We start from the raw sequence: 14,605 nt of genomic DNA on the forward strand, positions 1-14,605 counted from the left end.
GAAACAGGCTGGTCTGGCTGCGGGACTGTCCCTGGATGTAGGCCATAACGAAAAATGCTCCGTATCTTTCGATACGGAGCATTTTCTTTGAGCGCTGCGCAGATTGCTAGGTTTTCACACAGTCTGCACGTGGCCGGTTTTTTTATGCGCGGGATTTGTTCGTCGAGGATCAGTCGTCGAAGTCTTCCCAGCCGCCCATCTGCTTCCAGCGATTGACGATGCCGCAGAACAGCTCAGCGGTCTTTTCGGTGTCGTAACGCGCCGAGTGCGCTTCACGCCCGTCGAAATCGATGCCGGCGGCCTGACAGGCTTTCGCCAGCACGGTCTGACCATACGCCAGACCCGCCAGGGTCGCGGTGTCGAAACTGGAGAACGGGTGGAACGGGTTGCGCTTCATGTCCAGACGCGCAACTGCGGCGTTGAGGAAGCCCAGGTCGAAACTGCTGTTGTGTCCGACCAGAATTGCCCGCTTGCAGCCGTTGGCTTTGAGCGCCTTGCGGATGCCACGGAAGATGTCGGTCAGCGCGGTTTCTTCGCTGACGGCCATGCGCAGCGGATGATCGAGCTTGATCCCGGTGAACTCCAGCGCTGCCGCTTCAACGTTCGCACCTTCGAATGGCTCGACGCGGAAGAAGTAGGTGTGATCCGGGTACACGAAACCCTTTTCATCCATGGCGATGGTGGTCGCGGCAATCTCCAGCAGGGCGTCGGTGGCTGCGTTGAAGCCACCGGTTTCTACGTCGACGACAACCGGCAGGTAGCCGCGAAAACGTGCTGCCATCGGGTGACGGGAACCGCCGCCGCCACCTTGACCGTCCAGCTCATCGTCGAAATTGTCTTCACTCACGCGTGTTCCTCCAGCAGGCGCCAGCGCAGTTTTTCACCGGCGCGCAGCGGGATAACGGTCAGCTCGCCAAATGGCAGGCTGGTCGGGGCGGTCCATTCTTCACGGACCAGGGTGATGCGATCGGTGTTTGCCGGCAGGCCGTAGAAACGCGGGCCGTTGAGGCTGGCGAAGGCTTCGAGCTTGTCCAGCGCGTTACGCTGTTCGAACGCTTCGGCATACATCTCGATGGCGGCGTAAGCGGTATAGCAACCGGCGCAACCGCAGGCGGCCTCCTTGGCGTGCTGGGCGTGGGGCGCCGAGTCGGTGCCGAGGAAGAACTTGGCGCTGCCACTGGTGGCGGCGTCGAGCAAGGCTTCCTGATGGGTGTTGCGCTTGAGGATCGGCAGGCAGTAGAAGTGCGGCCGAATCCCACCGACCAGCATGTGGTTGCGGTTGTACAGCAGGTGATGCGCGGTGATGGTCGCGCCGACGTTGGCCGAAGCCTCGTTGACGAACTGCACGGCGTCGCCAGTGGTGATGTGTTCGAACACCACTTTCAGTGTCGGGAAACGCTCGACCACGCGGCGCATGTGCTCGTCGATGAAAATCTTTTCGCGGTCGAATACATCGACGTCGCCACGGGTGACTTCACCGTGGATCAACAGCGGCATGCCGACTTCGGCCATGGCTTCCAGCGCCGGGAAGATCTTGTCGATGCTGGTCACGCCGGAATCGGAGTTGGTGGTCGCGCCGGCCGGGTACAGCTTGGCGGCGTAGACGAAACCGCTGGCCTTGGCCTGACGAATTTCTTCCGGTTGGGTGCGGTCGGTGAGGTACAGCACCATCAACGGCTCGAACTGACTGCCGGCCGGGCGGGCAGCGAGAATGCGCTGACGATAGCCGTCGGCTTCAGCGGCGTTGCGCACCGGCGGTACCAGGTTCGGCATGATGATCGCGCGCCCGAAGGTGCGGGCCACATCGGCAACGGTATTGGTCAACACGGCACCATCGCGAAGATGAATGTGCCAGTCGTCGGGACGCAGCAGGGTCAGGCGGTCGGACATGAGGGGATTCCAGGCGGGTCAAACTGAGGCGAATGCTACCGGAAAAGACTCTTGCAGGCACCCGCTATCAAGTTTTGCCACAAGCGTCCGATATCCCGGAGGTATGCCGTAAACATTGTGTGAATCGGTGTTTGTGTTTCACAAGCCAATGGAGCCTCCCGTGCGCCAGCGTTATTTAGCCCTGCTCAGTGTGTTTGCCAGCCTTCCCGCGATGGCGCTGACTTACCAGACCCGTCTGGAGAACATTGAGTGGACGGTCGCCGGCGACCAGTTCGAATGCCGCCTGACCCAGCCGATCACCGATTTCGGCTCGGGCGAGTTCGTGCGCAAGGCCGGTGAGCAGGCGATCTTTCGCCTGAACGCCTACAACGCCATGCTCGGCGGCGGTTCGGCGACTTTGCTCGCTGCCGCTGCACCGTGGCAGCCAGGGCGTGGCGACATCAATCTGGGCTCTGTGCGTCTGGGCAGCGGCAATGTGTTGTTCAACAGCTCGCAATCTCAGGCCGGGGGATTGATCAGCGGTCTGCTGGACGGTCGCAGCCCGGTGGTACGCCGTGCGTCTGGCGATGGCCGCGTCTCCGAAGTGCGTTTGTTGCCGGTGAAATTCAGCAAGGCGTTCAACGACTATCAAGGCTGCGTGGCGAAATTGCTGCCGCAGAATTTCGACCAGATCAAGCAGTCGCAGATCGGCTTCCCCGGCGAAGGCGTCGAGCTGGACCCGGCTGCCAAGGCCAAGCTGCAAGTGATGCTCGAATACATGAAGGCCGACCCGACGGTGAACCACATTGACCTCGACGGTCATTCCGACAACAGCGGCAATCGCCTGACCAACCGCGAATTGTCGCGCCGCCGCGCGCTGGCGGTGGTGGATTTCTTCAAGGCCAACGGCATTCAGGAATCGCAGATCACCGTGCGTTTCCACGGCGAGCAGTATCCGATCGTGCCCAACACCAGCAAAGCCAATCGTGCGAAGAATCGTCGGGTCAACGTGAAACTGTCGCGCGTCGCACCGACTACCGCCCCGACTCCGGCGCCGCAAGCGAGTACGCCGGCCACGGCCGCAGCGACTTCCTGACCCGCCGGTCATCGTCGCGCTCTCGACAGATTCTGTCGCTTTGTCGTCTTAAGCTGTCGCGCCTCTGTAAATTATCGCGTTTGAGCGGTAGACTCCCCGGCTTTCCGTAGAACCCCGTGGAGTGATGGCATGGCGGACGTAAACAAGGTCGTTCTGGCGTATTCCGGCGGCCTGGACACTTCGGTGATCCTCAAGTGGCTGCAGGATACTTATAACTGTGAAGTGGTGACCTTCACCGCTGATCTCGGTCAAGGCGAAGAGGTCGAGCCGGCCCGCGCCAAGGCTCAGGCCATGGGCGTCAAAGAAATCTACATCGACGACCTGCGCGAAGAATTCGTGCGTGATTTCGTGTTCCCGATGTTCCGCGCCAACACCGTTTACGAAGGCGAGTACCTGCTGGGTACTTCCATCGCCCGTCCGCTGATCGCCAAGCGCCTGATCGAAATCGCCAACGAAACCGGCGCCGACGCCATTTCCCACGGCGCCACCGGCAAGGGCAACGACCAGGTGCGCTTCGAACTGGGCGCCTACGCGCTCAAGCCAGGCGTGAAAGTCATCGCCCCTTGGCGCGAGTGGGACCTGCTGTCCCGCGAGAAGCTGATGGACTACGCCGAGAAGCACGCGATCCCGATCGAACGCCACGGCAAGAAAAAATCTCCGTACTCGATGGACGCCAACCTGCTGCACATCTCTTATGAAGGCGGCGTGCTGGAAGACACCTGGACCGAGCACGAAGAAGACATGTGGCGCTGGACCGTCTCCCCGGAGAAGGCTCCCGACACCCCGCAATACCTGGAACTGACCTACCGCAACGGCGACATCGTCGCACTGGACGGCGTCGAAATGACCCCGGCCACCGTACTGGCGACGCTGAACAAGATCGGCGGCGAGCACGGCATCGGTCGTCTCGACATCGTCGAAAACCGTTACGTCGGCATGAAGTCCCGTGGCTGCTACGAGACCCCGGGTGGCACCATCATGCTGCGCGCCCACCGCGCCATCGAATCGATCACTCTGGACCGCGAAGTCGCTCACCTCAAAGACGAGCTGATGCCCAAGTACGCCAGCCTGATCTATACCGGCTACTGGTGGAGCCCTGAGCGTCTGATGCTGCAACAGATGATCGATGCTTCGCAGGTCAACGTGAACGGCGTAGTGCGCTTGAAGCTGTACAAGGGCAACGTCATCGTCACCGGTCGCAAGTCCGACGATTCGCTGTTCGACGCCAACATCGCCACCTTCGAAGAAGATGGCGGCGCTTACAACCAGGCCGATGCGGCGGGCTTCATCAAGCTCAACGCGCTGCGCATGCGCATTGCTGCCAACAAGGGCCGCAAGTTGTTCTGAGTGGCTCAGACCCACGCGCAATAAAAAAAGGCGGCCAGTTCAGGGCCGCCTTTTTTTTCGGAATTTTCATCGGGTTCATCAGGCCGTTTCTCTTGTCTGCCCGCTTGCGGGATGTGCCGCGCCTGTCAGCTGGTTCGCCCCAGCAGGGTAACTGTCTGTGTACACAGGTTGTAAACGACACACAGTGTTGCACCTGAGCTTTTCTTCGCCTGTTTGATCTGTTGCAGCGAAGTATGCGCCAGAGAGTCCGAAACATGATTCGACAGAAAAACCAGCACTCGCGGATTTTTTTTACCGGCGCTCCGAAGAGTGTCGAGAATCGCATCGAACTCCCTGGACGCGTCAACGTCCCGGGCGTCGATGATGTTCAGTTCGCTTATCAGCGGTGACAGTTTGATCGTCTGCACCACGGGGTTCGCTTGGCCATCAATATCGGTTGGTGGGTCAGGCGCGTTGTGAATCCTGCATGGACGCTGAAATCCGCCGCTCCCAGTGATGCTGGACACCACGCAGCTGGTTATCTCGAAAGCGCACGATCCATCGGTTTTTCGCAACGGTACTTTTCGTTCGCTGTCGCGTTCCGAATGTTCAGCCGCCTTCAGGAAATTTTTGTCCTTGCCGAAATCCGAGGGCGAGTAGAGCGAGCGGTGGTTGAAGTTGAGCGTGATAAAAAAAAGAAATAACAAGTAAAACGGAAAGCTGATCAGAAACCAGACATAAATCTCCCGGTCCTTGTTGTCGAGAAACGGCAGCGATACCGCCGCTGAAGTTTCCGAGATAATGGCGAATATCGCTATGACGGTCATTGGGTTAGTGATCTTTTTCGTTATCTTGAGCATGATTCAAGTTCTATGCTGTTTGTTTGAGGTTGAATATTTCTATATATAGCAAAAGCCTTCATTGAAGTTTCAGGCTGTTGTTTCAAGTTTTATAGAAGGGCTGCCGGTGCGTCGAATATGCAGTAGCGGCGGTTCGTTACGTCATATGTCGAATCGGCAGCCGCCAAGAGTGGTCCAGGAAACTTCAAATGGCTCGACTGGAATTCGGACCTGCGTAGGACGTGTGCGCAGTAAACGGAAATTCGCTGTGGTCTTGAAGGACGGGAAGCAGTTGCAATGGATGCGACGGGACCTATTTGTGGGAATTATCCTCAATGCCTGTAGGGAATGTCTCTCGATGCAAATGCGTGTAAAAGTTGCCATGCCTTGAAGCAAGTGACTGGGATATCGTGCGTGTTCTAAAAATTCGAACAGCGAAAACTGGACTTGCCCATGAATAAAGTGCTGATCGTGGATGACCACCCCGTCATTCGACTTGCGGTACGTATGCTGATGGAACGGCATGGCTACGAAGTCATTGCAGAAACGGATAATGGCGTTGATGCACTACAAATTGCTCGTGAACAAATACCGGATCTTGTCATTCTGGATATTGGAATACCCAAACTCGATGGGCTGGAAGTTATTGCTCGCCTGACTTCCACCGCCATGCCGGTGAAAGTGCTGGTGCTGACTTCCCAGGCTCCCGGACATTTTTCAATGCGTTGCATGCAATCGGGTGCAGCGGGTTATGTGTGCAAGCAGCAGGATCTGACCGAACTGCTGAGTGCGATCAAGGCAGTTCTGTCCGGCTATAGCTATTTCCCCAATCAGGCCCTGCACACCGTGCGTACCAGTCTGGGCAATGCGAGTGAGGCGGACATGGTTGATCGTCTGTCCGGGCGGGAAATGATGGTGTTGCAGCAATTGGCGCGCGGCAAGACCAACAAGGAAATCGCAGACGGCATGTTTTTGAGCAACAAGACTGTTAGCACTTACAAGACTCGCCTGTTGCTGAAACTCAATGCGCGGTCTCTGGTTGATCTGATCGAGTTGGCGCAGCGCAACGGCCTGGTTTGAACGATTCGACAGCTGAGACCGTCATGGGCCGATCAAGCTCGGTTGTCGCAGAAAATGAAAAGCCTCCGCTTCGGGAGGCCTTCAGGTATCACAGATCAAAATCGTAATCGGCCAATTGCCTTTGCAGTCGGCGCTCCTCAAGCAGGTTGTCGATTGTGCGACGCTTGCTGAGGTTGGTCTTCGCCACCTCTACCACCGGTTCGACCTCATCGGCCTCGACGGCAATAAAATCTTCTTCTACATCCAGTTGCTCTTTGTCGGTACTCATGAAGTCAACTCCCGGCTAAGACTGCCTTTGGCGCTCCTTATATCGACATTACTGCGGCGGGTAAAAAAGATTTTTTCAATCGATGGATACGAAAAACCGATGACGGCTCAATCGTCAGAAGTTTTGTGTTTGTATTCGCACAAATCTTCGATGCGGCAGCTGCCACAGCGCGGTTTACGCGCCAGGCAAACATAGCGGCCATGCAAAATCAGCCAGTGATGGGAGTCGAGCAGGAATTCTTTCGGTACAAACTTCATCAGCTTCATTTCAACTTCCACCACATTTTTCCCGGGCGCGATGCCGGTGCGATTGCTGACGCGAAAAATGTGCGTGTCGACCGCCATGGTCAATTGACGGAAAGCGGTGTTGAGCACCACGTTGGCGGTCTTGCGCCCGACGCCGGGCAAGGATTCCAGTTCTTCCCGGGTTTGCGGAACTTCACCGCCGTGGCGTTCAACCAGCAAACGGCAGGTTTCGATGACGTTTTTCGCCTTGCTGTTGTACAGGCCAATGGTCTTGATGTACTCCGACAGCCCCTCGACACCCAGTGCATGAATAGCACCGGGTGTATTGGCGACGGGAAAGAGTTTGGCGGTCGCCTTGTTGACGCCGACATCGGTGGACTGCGCCGAAAGAATCACCGCAATCAGCAGCTCGAACGGCGAAGAGTAGGCCAGTTCGGTTTTCGGCTCGGGATTGTCTTCGTGCAGTCGGCGAAATATCTCAAGACGTTTTGCAGCATTCATGGGCGATGCGTTTCCTTGATGACAGAGTTGCGGCGTGTCCACGCCTGACGTACGGCGAGAAGCAGGCCCAGTAAAACGAAAGCGCCGGGGACCAGCGTAAACAGATGCAGCCCATCGGGGAACAAAACCAGACCTTGCCAATGCTCCGAAAGAACTCGGCCAAGGCTGCCATAACCGATGATCTCGCGCAGCCCGCCCACCACCAGCATGAGCGCGCCGAACAAGGCGCAGCGTTTGAAGCTGACAGCGACGGGCTCGCGGAAGGCACCGTGGTATTCAAGCACGACGCAGTGCAAGGCGATCAGCCCTATGTAGAGCTCAGACGTCTGCTGCCATGGCAAAAACCAGCGTTGCGCCACAATATCCGCGCAACTGGTCAACGTCGCAGCAAGTATCAGGCTGGCGAGCAAGGCACGGGTGCCCGTCAGGCGCTCGCGCAGCGGCGACATGCAGACGGCAAATACACCGAGTACCGCGCCGAGCATCAAGGTTATCCCCAGTGCAGCGCTGAGTGTTTGTGTGGCGCCCAATAGCGGCACCAGCATCAATAAACTTACCGTGCGTTTCATGAGCCAGTCCCCAACAGCAGCGCCCGATGCTCATCGAAGTAACGCAGTGCGTCGTGAATCGCGTTGATGGCGGCACGGGAGGTAATGGTCGCGCCAGCGATTTGATCGAACTGCCCCTGATCCTTTTTCAGCGCCCAACCGGCGTCCGTCGGCTCAGTACGGGATTTGCCGAGGAAGGCCTGAAGCCAGGCATTCGGCCATTCACCGATGTAACCACCCAATCCTGGCGTTTCGCGCTGCTCAAGGGTTTTCACGCCTAAAAGTTTGCCGTTAGCATCAATGGCAATCAGCAGTTCCAGAGTACCTGCGTAACCTTCGCTGCGGCTGCGCAACAGCACCGCGACTGTCTGACCGGAGCGGGTCGCTCGATAGCCGCCCGACAGCGTGCTATGGCGCAAAGCAGGCTCGGCGAGCGTCAGCGGTTGCTCCAGCGGCTGATTGTCGTAGAGCGCGGCAGGCATGACATCAAGCAATTTGCGGCTGTCGAGCAAGCGCTGCTCGCTGGCAATCTGCGGTGCATTGCTGCGTTGCAGCACGTATGTCGCACTCAGGCCAACGAGTGCCAGCAGCACCACCGTCGCGACACTCGCTGAGCGGTTCACGCGTTCACCTTCGACTGGCGGCTGGCGGCGAAGCGCTCCAGCGTCGGCACCAGCAGATTCATCAGCAACACTGCAAACGCGACCCCGTCCGGGTAACCACCCCACGTGCGAATCAGATAAGTCAGCAGGCCGACGCCAACACCGAACAGCAGGCGGGCAAGGGCGCTTTTCGCGCCGGACACAGGTTCGGTCACGATAAAAAATGCACCGAGCATGGTCGCGCCACTGAGCAGATGAAACAGCGGCGAACCTTGGGAATCGGACCCCGAGCCGTTCCAGCACAACAGGCTGATGACGAACAGACTGGCGAGCATCCCCACCGGTGCGTGCCAGGAAAAGATCCGCCGCTGCAACAGCCACAGACCGCCGAGCAGAAACGCCAGATTCACCCATTCCACACCGCGCCCGCCGAAGCGGCCGAAGGCCGGGTTGCTGGCGAACAGCTCATCGATGGTCAGGCTTTTATTGATGCGCAGACTGTCCAGTGCCGTGGCCTGCGCCCAGGCGTCCGGTGCTGGAGCCGGGTTGAAAACCTGTTGCAACGCCGAGAGGAAATCGAGGCCATGACCGGGCCAATGGGTCATCGCTTGCGGAAACAGCACCATGCTCAGGGCAAAGCCAAGCATCGCCGGGTTGAACGGATTTCTGCCGACGCCGCCGTACAGGTGCTTGCCGAATAACAAGCCTGAAACGGTCGCGGTGACCGTCAGCCACCAAGGGCAATGAGCCGGCAGCGCAACGGCCAGCAACATTGCACTGACCAGCGCGCTGCCATCACGCAGTGCCGCTTGCACCGCTTGCCGACGCAGATGGGCGACCCCGGCTTCGACGAGCAAAGCACTGGCAACCGCCAACAGCAGATTGATCAACACGCCCCAGCCATACAGCCAGAACAAAGCGAGCAGCCCCGGCAGCGCTGCGAGCAGCACGGTATTCATCGCCTGTTGCAGGCGATCGTCCGCTGCCTCAAGGGGTGGCATGATCTTGCACCCGGCGCTCGGCGTCAGTCACGGCTTGCTCCAGTGCTGCGATCTGCTCCGGCGCAGCTTCCGCTGCCTGAGCCTTTTTCAACTCGGCGCGGCGCATGGCCAGTTGAATCTTCGCCCGTTTCAACTCCGCGTCGTTGCTCGGAGCAGAGACGGCGGGAATCACCGGTTGGCTGCTTTCCAGCTTCGCCAGTGCTTGCTCGGCGGCTTCGAATTGTTGCTGCAGGACGATCAGTTGCGACTGCTGTTCGAACGTCGGCGGATGGCCGAAAGCTTTCAGCGATTTATGCAACTGAGCCCGACTCATCGCCACATCGACCTTGGCCTTCTTCAGCGCCGCATCGGCGTTAGCGGCTTTTTGTGCGCGCACCCGCTCAAGTGCAGCCTGCACCGGATCGGCGGTCGAGACTTGCGGTTGTGCCGCACGCGCGGCTCGCGCTTCACGTTCGGCCTGCTTTTGCTGTTCTTCACGCAGCAGGCGCTGGTTGCGGCGCTCGAAACGCTGGCGCGCGTGGTCACGTTTGATCGCGCGGGCGCGCTGTTCTTCAAGATCAAATGCGAGACCGCCAACCACTGGGATCGTGTTCGCAGGCAAAGGGTGCATTTCGATGCAGTCGACCGGGCACGGCGCAACGCACAGATCACAACCGGTGCACTCGTCGATCAGCACCGTGTGCATGAGTTTTGCCGCGCCGACGATGGCGTCGACCGGGCAGGCCTGAATGCACTTGGTGCAGCCGATGCATTCGGCCTCGCGGATGAAGGCGACTTGCGGCGGTGCCGGGCCACGGCTGATATCCAGTTCCAGGACCGGTATTTTCAACAGCTCGGCCAGGGCAGCGATGGTTTCTTCGCCGCCCGGCGGGCACTTGTTGATCGGCTCACCGTCAACAATGCCTTGTGCATAGGGTTTGCATCCGGGATGTCCGCACTTGCCGCATTGGGTCTGCGGCAGCAGGGCATCGATGCGTTGAAGCAGACTCATGTTTTGATCAATCCACTGAATCCGAGAAAAATCACTGCGATCAGTCCGGCGCTGATCAGATCGATCGGCAGGCCGCGAAAGGGCAGGGGAATATCGTTGTCGGCCGTGCGCTCGCGCAGGTCGCAGAACACACTCAACACCAGCCAGAAACCCAGCCCGGCGCCGAGACTCAGTGCTGTCGCGTGCAGCAGGCCTTGATCATTTTGCGCATTGATCAACGCCAGCCCGAGTACGCCGGCATTGCCCAGCAGCAGCGGCCACAATCCGTCGAACGGCCAATCCGGCAGCCCGCGCGCCAGCAGTTTCAGCAGCGGCGCGATCATCAACACACTCAACGGCAGAAACACGAACAGGCGCAGCGCTTCAAGCTGCAACGGCAGCAGTATCCACTGCCAGATCGCCTGACCGATAACGCCGACCACCACCATCAGGCACAACGTCGCCAACCCCAGCGCATGCACCTGGCGTCGGTTGCCCGCCAGCAGCGGAGCGACGCCCAGCGGCCAGTGCAACACCAAGTTGTTGAGCAGCGCAGCACTGATCAGCGTTAACACGAGTTCGGTCATGGTTCTGCCAGCGAAACGGGCGGGTGTCTCTTAAGGGTAGGCACTATCGGGCCAGATATGAAAAATCCCACCGGCATGCAGAGCACGTCGGTGGGATCGTTTTGCGGCAACGTCTTACTTGATGCGCTGACCTGGCTTGGCGCCGCTGTCCGGGCTCAGCAGATAGATCTCTTCACCGCCGGGACCGGCTGCCATCACCATGCCTTCGGAAATACCGAACTTCATTTTCCGTGGCTTGAGGTTGGCGATCATCATGGTCAGGCGACCGTCGAGCTTGGACGGGTCCGGATACGCGCTCTTGATCCCGGAGAACACGTTGCGTTGCTCGTCACCGATGTCGAGGGTCAGGCGCAGCAGCTTGTCCGCGCCTTCGACGTGTTCGGCCTTGACGATCAAAGCGACGCGCAAATCGATGGCGGCAAAGGCGTCGAAATCGATTTCCGGCGACAGCGGATCCTTGGCCAGTTCGCCGTTGCCCACAGGCTTGGCTTCGCCGGTGTCGGTCTGGCTGGCGGTCAGGTCTTCTTTCGAGGCGTCGGTCATGGCTTGCACTTTTACCGGGTCGATGCGGGTCATCAACGGTTTGAATTCGTTGAGCTGGTGATTGGCCAGCAGGGTGGTGTGGTCATTCCAGGTCAGCGGCGCGACGTTGAGGAACGCCTCGGCATCAGCGGCCAGCAGCGGCAGTACCGGTTTGAGGAAGATCACCAACTGGCGGAACAGGTTGATGCCGGTGGCGCAGATCGCCTGGACTTCATCCTGCTTGCCTTCCTGCTTGTTCAACGACCACGGCGCCTTGTCGGCGATCCACGCGTTGGCGCGGTCAGCCAGGGCCATGGTTTCACGCATGGCGCGGGCGAAGTCGCGGGCCTCGTAGGCGTCGGCAATGCTCGGCGCGGCGGCGAGGAAAGCCTCGGTCAGCTCCGGCGCGGCATTGTTGTCGACCAGCAGACCGCCGTTACCCTTGTGGATGAATCCGGCGCAACGGCTGGCGATGTTGACCACTTTGCCGACCAGGTCGGAGTTGACCTTCTGCACGAAGTCTTCGAGGTTCAGGTCGAGGTCATCGACGCCACGGCCGAGCTTGGCCGCGTAGTAGTAGCGCAGGTATTCCGGCGACAGATGATCGAGATAAGTGCGGGCCTTGATGAAGGTGCCGCGCGACTTGGACATTTTCTGACCATTGACGGTCAGGTAGCCGTGCACGTTGATGCCGGTCGGCTTGCGGTAGCCGGCGCCTTCGAGCATCGCTGGCCAGAACAGCGCGTGGAAATTGACGATGTCCTTGCCGATGAAGTGGTACAGCTCGGCAGTCGAATCCTTGCCCCAGAACGCGTCGAAGTCCAGCTCCGGCGTGCGGTTGCAGAGGTTCTTGAAGCTGGCCATGTAACCGATCGGCGCATCCAGCCAGACGTAGAAATACTTGCCCGGTTCGCCCGGAATCTCGAAACCGAAATACGGCGCATCGCGGGAAATGTCCCACTGCTGCAGGCCGGCATCCAGCCATTCGGCTATCTTGTTGGCCACGGCGTCCTGCAGGGTGCCGCTGCGGGTCCAGGTCTGCAGCATTTCCTGGAAATCCGGCAGCTTGAAGAAGAAGTGCTGGGAATCCTTGAGCACCGGAGTGGCGCCGGAGATCGCCGACTTCGGATCCTTCAGGTCGGTCGGTGCGTAGGTCGCGCCGCATTTTTCGCAGTTGTCGCCGTACTGGTCTTCGGTGCCGCATTTCGGGCAGGTGCCCTTGATGAAGCGGTCGGCCAGGAACATTTTCTTTTCCGGGTCGAAATACTGGGTGATCGAGCGCTGGGCGATGTGCCCGGCGTCACGCAGCTTGAGGTAGATCTGGCTCGACAGCTCACGGTTTTCTTCGGCGTGAGTGGAGTGGAAATTGTCGAAATCGACGAGGAAGTCGGCAAAGTCGGCGCTGTGTTCAGCCTGCACGTTGGCGATCAGTTGTTCCGGGGTGATGCCTTCCTTTTCCGCGCGCAGCATGATCGCCGAACCGTGGGCGTCGTCGGCGCAGACATAGATGCATTGGTTGCCGCGATGCTTCTGGAAGCGCACCCACATATCGGTCTGGATGTATTCCAGCATGTGGCCAAGGTGAATCGAACCATTGGCGTAGGGCAGGGCGCTGGTGACGAGGATCTTGCGTGGCTCGGACATGGGGCTTCGCTACTTGATGAAACGGAGGTCGGCCACTATAAAGCGCCGGCGCATATTTTTCACCCCTGCGCCACTGGGTACTTTGAGAGCTCGTGTGGTGAGGGGATTTATCCCCGTTCGGCTGCGCAGCAGTCGTGGATATCGTTACACACGCAGCTCCTGACGTACCGGGGGCGGAAGTTTTGGGGCGGCTGCGCAGCCCAACGGGGATAAATCCCCTCACCACAGTGGATTTTCAGCGCAAGTAATCTGTTCGCCTCAAATCGGTGTCCAGCGTACGATAGCCGCCATCTTTTCCAGTCTTGTTATCGGAGTTGCCCATGAGCGCCGTCACTCGCGCAGCGGTGGAAGCCGTCCTCAGCCAATACACCGACCCCTACCTGAACCAGGACCCGGTCAGCGCCGGTTGCGTGAAGAACATCGAGATCATCGGTGACCGCGTCAATGTGCAGCTGGAAATCGGCTACGCCGCCGGTCTGTTCAAGAGTGGCTGGGCGCAATTGCTGCAACTGGCCATCGAAAACCTCGACGGCGTGGTCATCGCCCGCGTCGAGGTCACCAGCGTGATCGCCGCGCACAAGGCCCAGGCGCAGATTCCCGGGCTGGCCAACGTCAAGAACGTCGTCGCCGTCGCTTCCGGCAAGGGCGGCGTGGGCAAATCCACTACGGCTGCCAACCTCGCGCTGGCGCTGGCCCGCGAAGGTGCCAAGGTCGGCATCCTCGACGCCGATATCTACGGCCCGAGCCAGGGCATCATGTTCGGCATCCCCGAGCGCACCCGGCCCGAGGTCAAGGATCAGAAGTGGTTCGTGCCGCTCAAGGCCCACGGCGTGGAAGTCATGTCGATGGCGTTCCTGACCGACGACAACACGCCGATGGTCTGGCGCGGGCCGATGGTTTCCGGGGCGCTGCTGCAACTGGTCACACAAACCGCGTGGGGCGATCTGGATTATCTGGTCATCGACATGCCACCAGGCACCGGCGACATTCAACTGACCCTGGCGCAGAAAGTCCCGGTGGCGGGTGCGGTGATCGTCACTACGCCGCAGGATCTGGCGCTGCTCGACGCACGCAAAGGCGTGGAAATGTTCCGCAAGGTCAACATTCCGGTGCTGGGCGTGGTGGAAAACATGGCCGTGCACATCTGCTCGAACTGCGGGCATGCCGAGCATCTGTTCGGTGAAGGCGGTGGCGAGAAACTGGCCACCCAGTACGGCGTAGAGTTGCTGGCTTCGCTGCCGCTGTCGATGCTGATCCGCGAACAGGCCGATGGCGGCAAGCCAACCGTAATCGCCGAGCCGGACAGCCAGATCGCCATGGTCTATCAGGAACTGGCCCGCCACGTCGGCGCGCGCATTGTCTTGCAGGAAGCGGCCACGCCGGCGATGCCGAATATCACCATCAGTGACGATTGAATAAACGCTGGATGAAATGTGGGAGCGAGCCTGCTCGCGAAGAGGGAGTGTCAGTCAACGAAGATGTTGGCTGCCCCCCCGCTTTCGCGAGC

15 protein-coding genes are annotated in these 14,605 nt (G+C 59.4%); 4 read left to right on the top strand and 11 right to left on the bottom strand.

What is annotated here, in order from left to right:
* Positions 1 to 169: 169 nt before the first annotated feature.
* Complete coding sequence (gene rnt / locus QMX86_RS24315) at positions 170 to 847, bottom strand: ribonuclease T (protein WP_016773404.1); 678 nt, start codon at positions 845 to 847, stop codon at positions 170 to 172.
* On the bottom strand, positions 844 to 1,890 hold the full coding sequence (gene pyrC / locus QMX86_RS24320) for a dihydroorotase (protein WP_016773405.1): 1,047 nt from the start codon (positions 1,888 to 1,890) through the stop codon (positions 844 to 846). The genes rnt and pyrC overlap by 4 nt, the downstream gene beginning before the upstream one ends.
* Before the next feature lie 160 nt (positions 1,891 to 2,050).
* Here pyrC and QMX86_RS24325 point away from each other — a divergent pair, with 160 nt between their 5' ends.
* Entirely contained in the window at positions 2,051 to 2,965 is a 915-nt protein-coding gene (locus QMX86_RS24325; RefSeq protein ID WP_073473165.1) for an OmpA family protein, read from the top strand.
* Positions 2,966 to 3,094: 129 nt separating this feature from the next.
* Positions 3,095 to 4,312: an argininosuccinate synthase gene (locus tag QMX86_RS24330; RefSeq protein ID WP_007953201.1), complete on the top strand. Its 1,218-nt coding sequence runs from the start codon at positions 3,095 to 3,097 to the stop codon at positions 4,310 to 4,312.
* Between the two features lie 125 nt (positions 4,313 to 4,437).
* Here QMX86_RS24330 and QMX86_RS24335 read toward each other — a convergent pair whose 3' ends face one another.
* On the bottom strand, positions 4,438 to 5,151 hold the full coding sequence (locus QMX86_RS24335) for a hypothetical protein (protein ID WP_282386229.1): 714 nt from the start codon (positions 5,149 to 5,151) through the stop codon (positions 4,438 to 4,440).
* 432 nt (positions 5,152 to 5,583) lie between these two features.
* Between QMX86_RS24335 and QMX86_RS24340 the strand changes: the two genes are divergently transcribed.
* On the top strand, positions 5,584 to 6,210 hold the full coding sequence (locus tag QMX86_RS24340; protein ID WP_016773408.1) for a response regulator transcription factor: 627 nt from the start codon (positions 5,584 to 5,586) through the stop codon (positions 6,208 to 6,210).
* A gap of 88 nt (positions 6,211 to 6,298) precedes the next feature.
* On the opposite strand, the gene QMX86_RS24345 is transcribed toward QMX86_RS24340, so the two are convergent.
* From QMX86_RS24345 to metG, 8 genes are all read right to left on the bottom strand, one after another.
* Positions 6,299 to 6,478 carry a hypothetical protein gene (locus QMX86_RS24345; protein ID WP_016773409.1) on the bottom strand — a complete coding sequence of 60 codons (180 nt, stop codon included), beginning with the start codon at positions 6,476 to 6,478 and terminating at the stop codon, positions 6,299 to 6,301.
* A gap of 107 nt (positions 6,479 to 6,585) precedes the next feature.
* Positions 6,586 to 7,224, bottom strand: a complete 639-nt coding sequence (nth, locus tag QMX86_RS24350) for an endonuclease III (protein WP_282386232.1) — start codon at positions 7,222 to 7,224, stop codon at positions 6,586 to 6,588.
* Positions 7,221 to 7,793 carry an Rnf-Nqr domain containing protein gene (locus QMX86_RS24355; RefSeq protein ID WP_073473156.1) on the bottom strand — a complete coding sequence of 191 codons (573 nt, stop codon included), beginning with the start codon at positions 7,791 to 7,793 and terminating at the stop codon, positions 7,221 to 7,223. Before QMX86_RS24355 ends, nth begins: the two co-directional genes overlap by 4 nt.
* Complete coding sequence (locus QMX86_RS24360; RefSeq protein ID WP_073473153.1) at positions 7,790 to 8,395, bottom strand: RnfABCDGE type electron transport complex subunit G; 606 nt, start codon at positions 8,393 to 8,395, stop codon at positions 7,790 to 7,792. The genes QMX86_RS24355 and QMX86_RS24360 overlap by 4 nt, the downstream gene beginning before the upstream one ends.
* A complete protein-coding gene (locus QMX86_RS24365; protein ID WP_282386237.1) occupies positions 8,392 to 9,375 on the bottom strand; it encodes an RnfABCDGE type electron transport complex subunit D in 984 nt (327 codons plus the stop codon). The genes QMX86_RS24360 and QMX86_RS24365 overlap by 4 nt, the downstream gene beginning before the upstream one ends.
* Positions 9,362 to 10,366, bottom strand: a complete 1,005-nt coding sequence (gene rsxB / locus QMX86_RS24370) for an electron transport complex subunit RsxB (protein ID WP_130928520.1) — start codon at positions 10,364 to 10,366, stop codon at positions 9,362 to 9,364. Before rsxB ends, QMX86_RS24365 begins: the two co-directional genes overlap by 14 nt.
* A complete protein-coding gene (locus tag QMX86_RS24375; RefSeq protein WP_282386241.1) occupies positions 10,363 to 10,932 on the bottom strand; it encodes an Rnf-Nqr domain containing protein in 570 nt (189 codons plus the stop codon). The genes rsxB and QMX86_RS24375 overlap by 4 nt, the downstream gene beginning before the upstream one ends.
* A gap of 114 nt (positions 10,933 to 11,046) precedes the next feature.
* Entirely contained in the window at positions 11,047 to 13,098 is a 2,052-nt protein-coding gene (metG, locus tag QMX86_RS24380) for a methionine--tRNA ligase (protein ID WP_282386244.1), read from the bottom strand.
* A 320-nt stretch (positions 13,099 to 13,418) separates the two neighbouring features.
* Here metG and apbC point away from each other — a divergent pair, with 320 nt between their 5' ends.
* Positions 13,419 to 14,513 carry an iron-sulfur cluster carrier protein ApbC gene (gene apbC, locus QMX86_RS24385; protein WP_024014150.1) on the top strand — a complete coding sequence of 365 codons (1,095 nt, stop codon included), beginning with the start codon at positions 13,419 to 13,421 and terminating at the stop codon, positions 14,511 to 14,513.
* The last annotated feature ends 92 nt before the right edge of the window (positions 14,514 to 14,605 follow it).

The organism is Pseudomonas sp. PS01270, assembly GCF_029959775.1.
GTDB lineage: Bacteria > Pseudomonadota > Gammaproteobacteria > Pseudomonadales > Pseudomonadaceae > Aquipseudomonas > Aquipseudomonas atacamensis.

Bases quoted from the DNA above. Each gene is read 5' to 3' on its own strand.
- pyrC (WP_016773405.1), bottom strand. From the start codon at position 1,890: ATGTCCGACCGCCTGACCCTGCTGCGTCCCGACGACTGGCACATTCAT.
- QMX86_RS24330 (WP_007953201.1), top strand. From the start codon at position 3,095: ATGGCGGACGTAAACAAGGTCGTTCTGGCGTATTCCGGCGGCCTGGAC.
- QMX86_RS24335 (WP_282386229.1), bottom strand. From the start codon at position 5,151: ATGCTCAAGATAACGAAAAAGATCACTAACCCAATGACCGTCATAGCG.
- QMX86_RS24340 (WP_016773408.1), top strand. From the start codon at position 5,584: ATGAATAAAGTGCTGATCGTGGATGACCACCCCGTCATTCGACTTGCG.
- QMX86_RS24345 (WP_016773409.1), bottom strand. From the start codon at position 6,478: ATGAGTACCGACAAAGAGCAACTGGATGTAGAAGAAGATTTTATTGCC.
- nth (WP_282386232.1), bottom strand. From the start codon at position 7,224: ATGAATGCTGCAAAACGTCTTGAGATATTTCGCCGACTGCACGAAGAC.
- QMX86_RS24355 (WP_073473156.1), bottom strand. From the start codon at position 7,793: ATGAAACGCACGGTAAGTTTATTGATGCTGGTGCCGCTATTGGGCGCC.
- QMX86_RS24365 (WP_282386237.1), bottom strand. From the start codon at position 9,375: ATGCCACCCCTTGAGGCAGCGGACGATCGCCTGCAACAGGCGATGAAT.
- rsxB (WP_130928520.1), bottom strand. From the start codon at position 10,366: ATGAGTCTGCTTCAACGCATCGATGCCCTGCTGCCGCAGACCCAATGC.
- QMX86_RS24375 (WP_282386241.1), bottom strand. From the start codon at position 10,932: ATGACCGAACTCGTGTTAACGCTGATCAGTGCTGCGCTGCTCAACAAC.
- metG (WP_282386244.1), bottom strand. From the start codon at position 13,098: ATGTCCGAGCCACGCAAGATCCTCGTCACCAGCGCCCTGCCCTACGCC.
- apbC (WP_024014150.1), top strand. From the start codon at position 13,419: ATGAGCGCCGTCACTCGCGCAGCGGTGGAAGCCGTCCTCAGCCAATAC.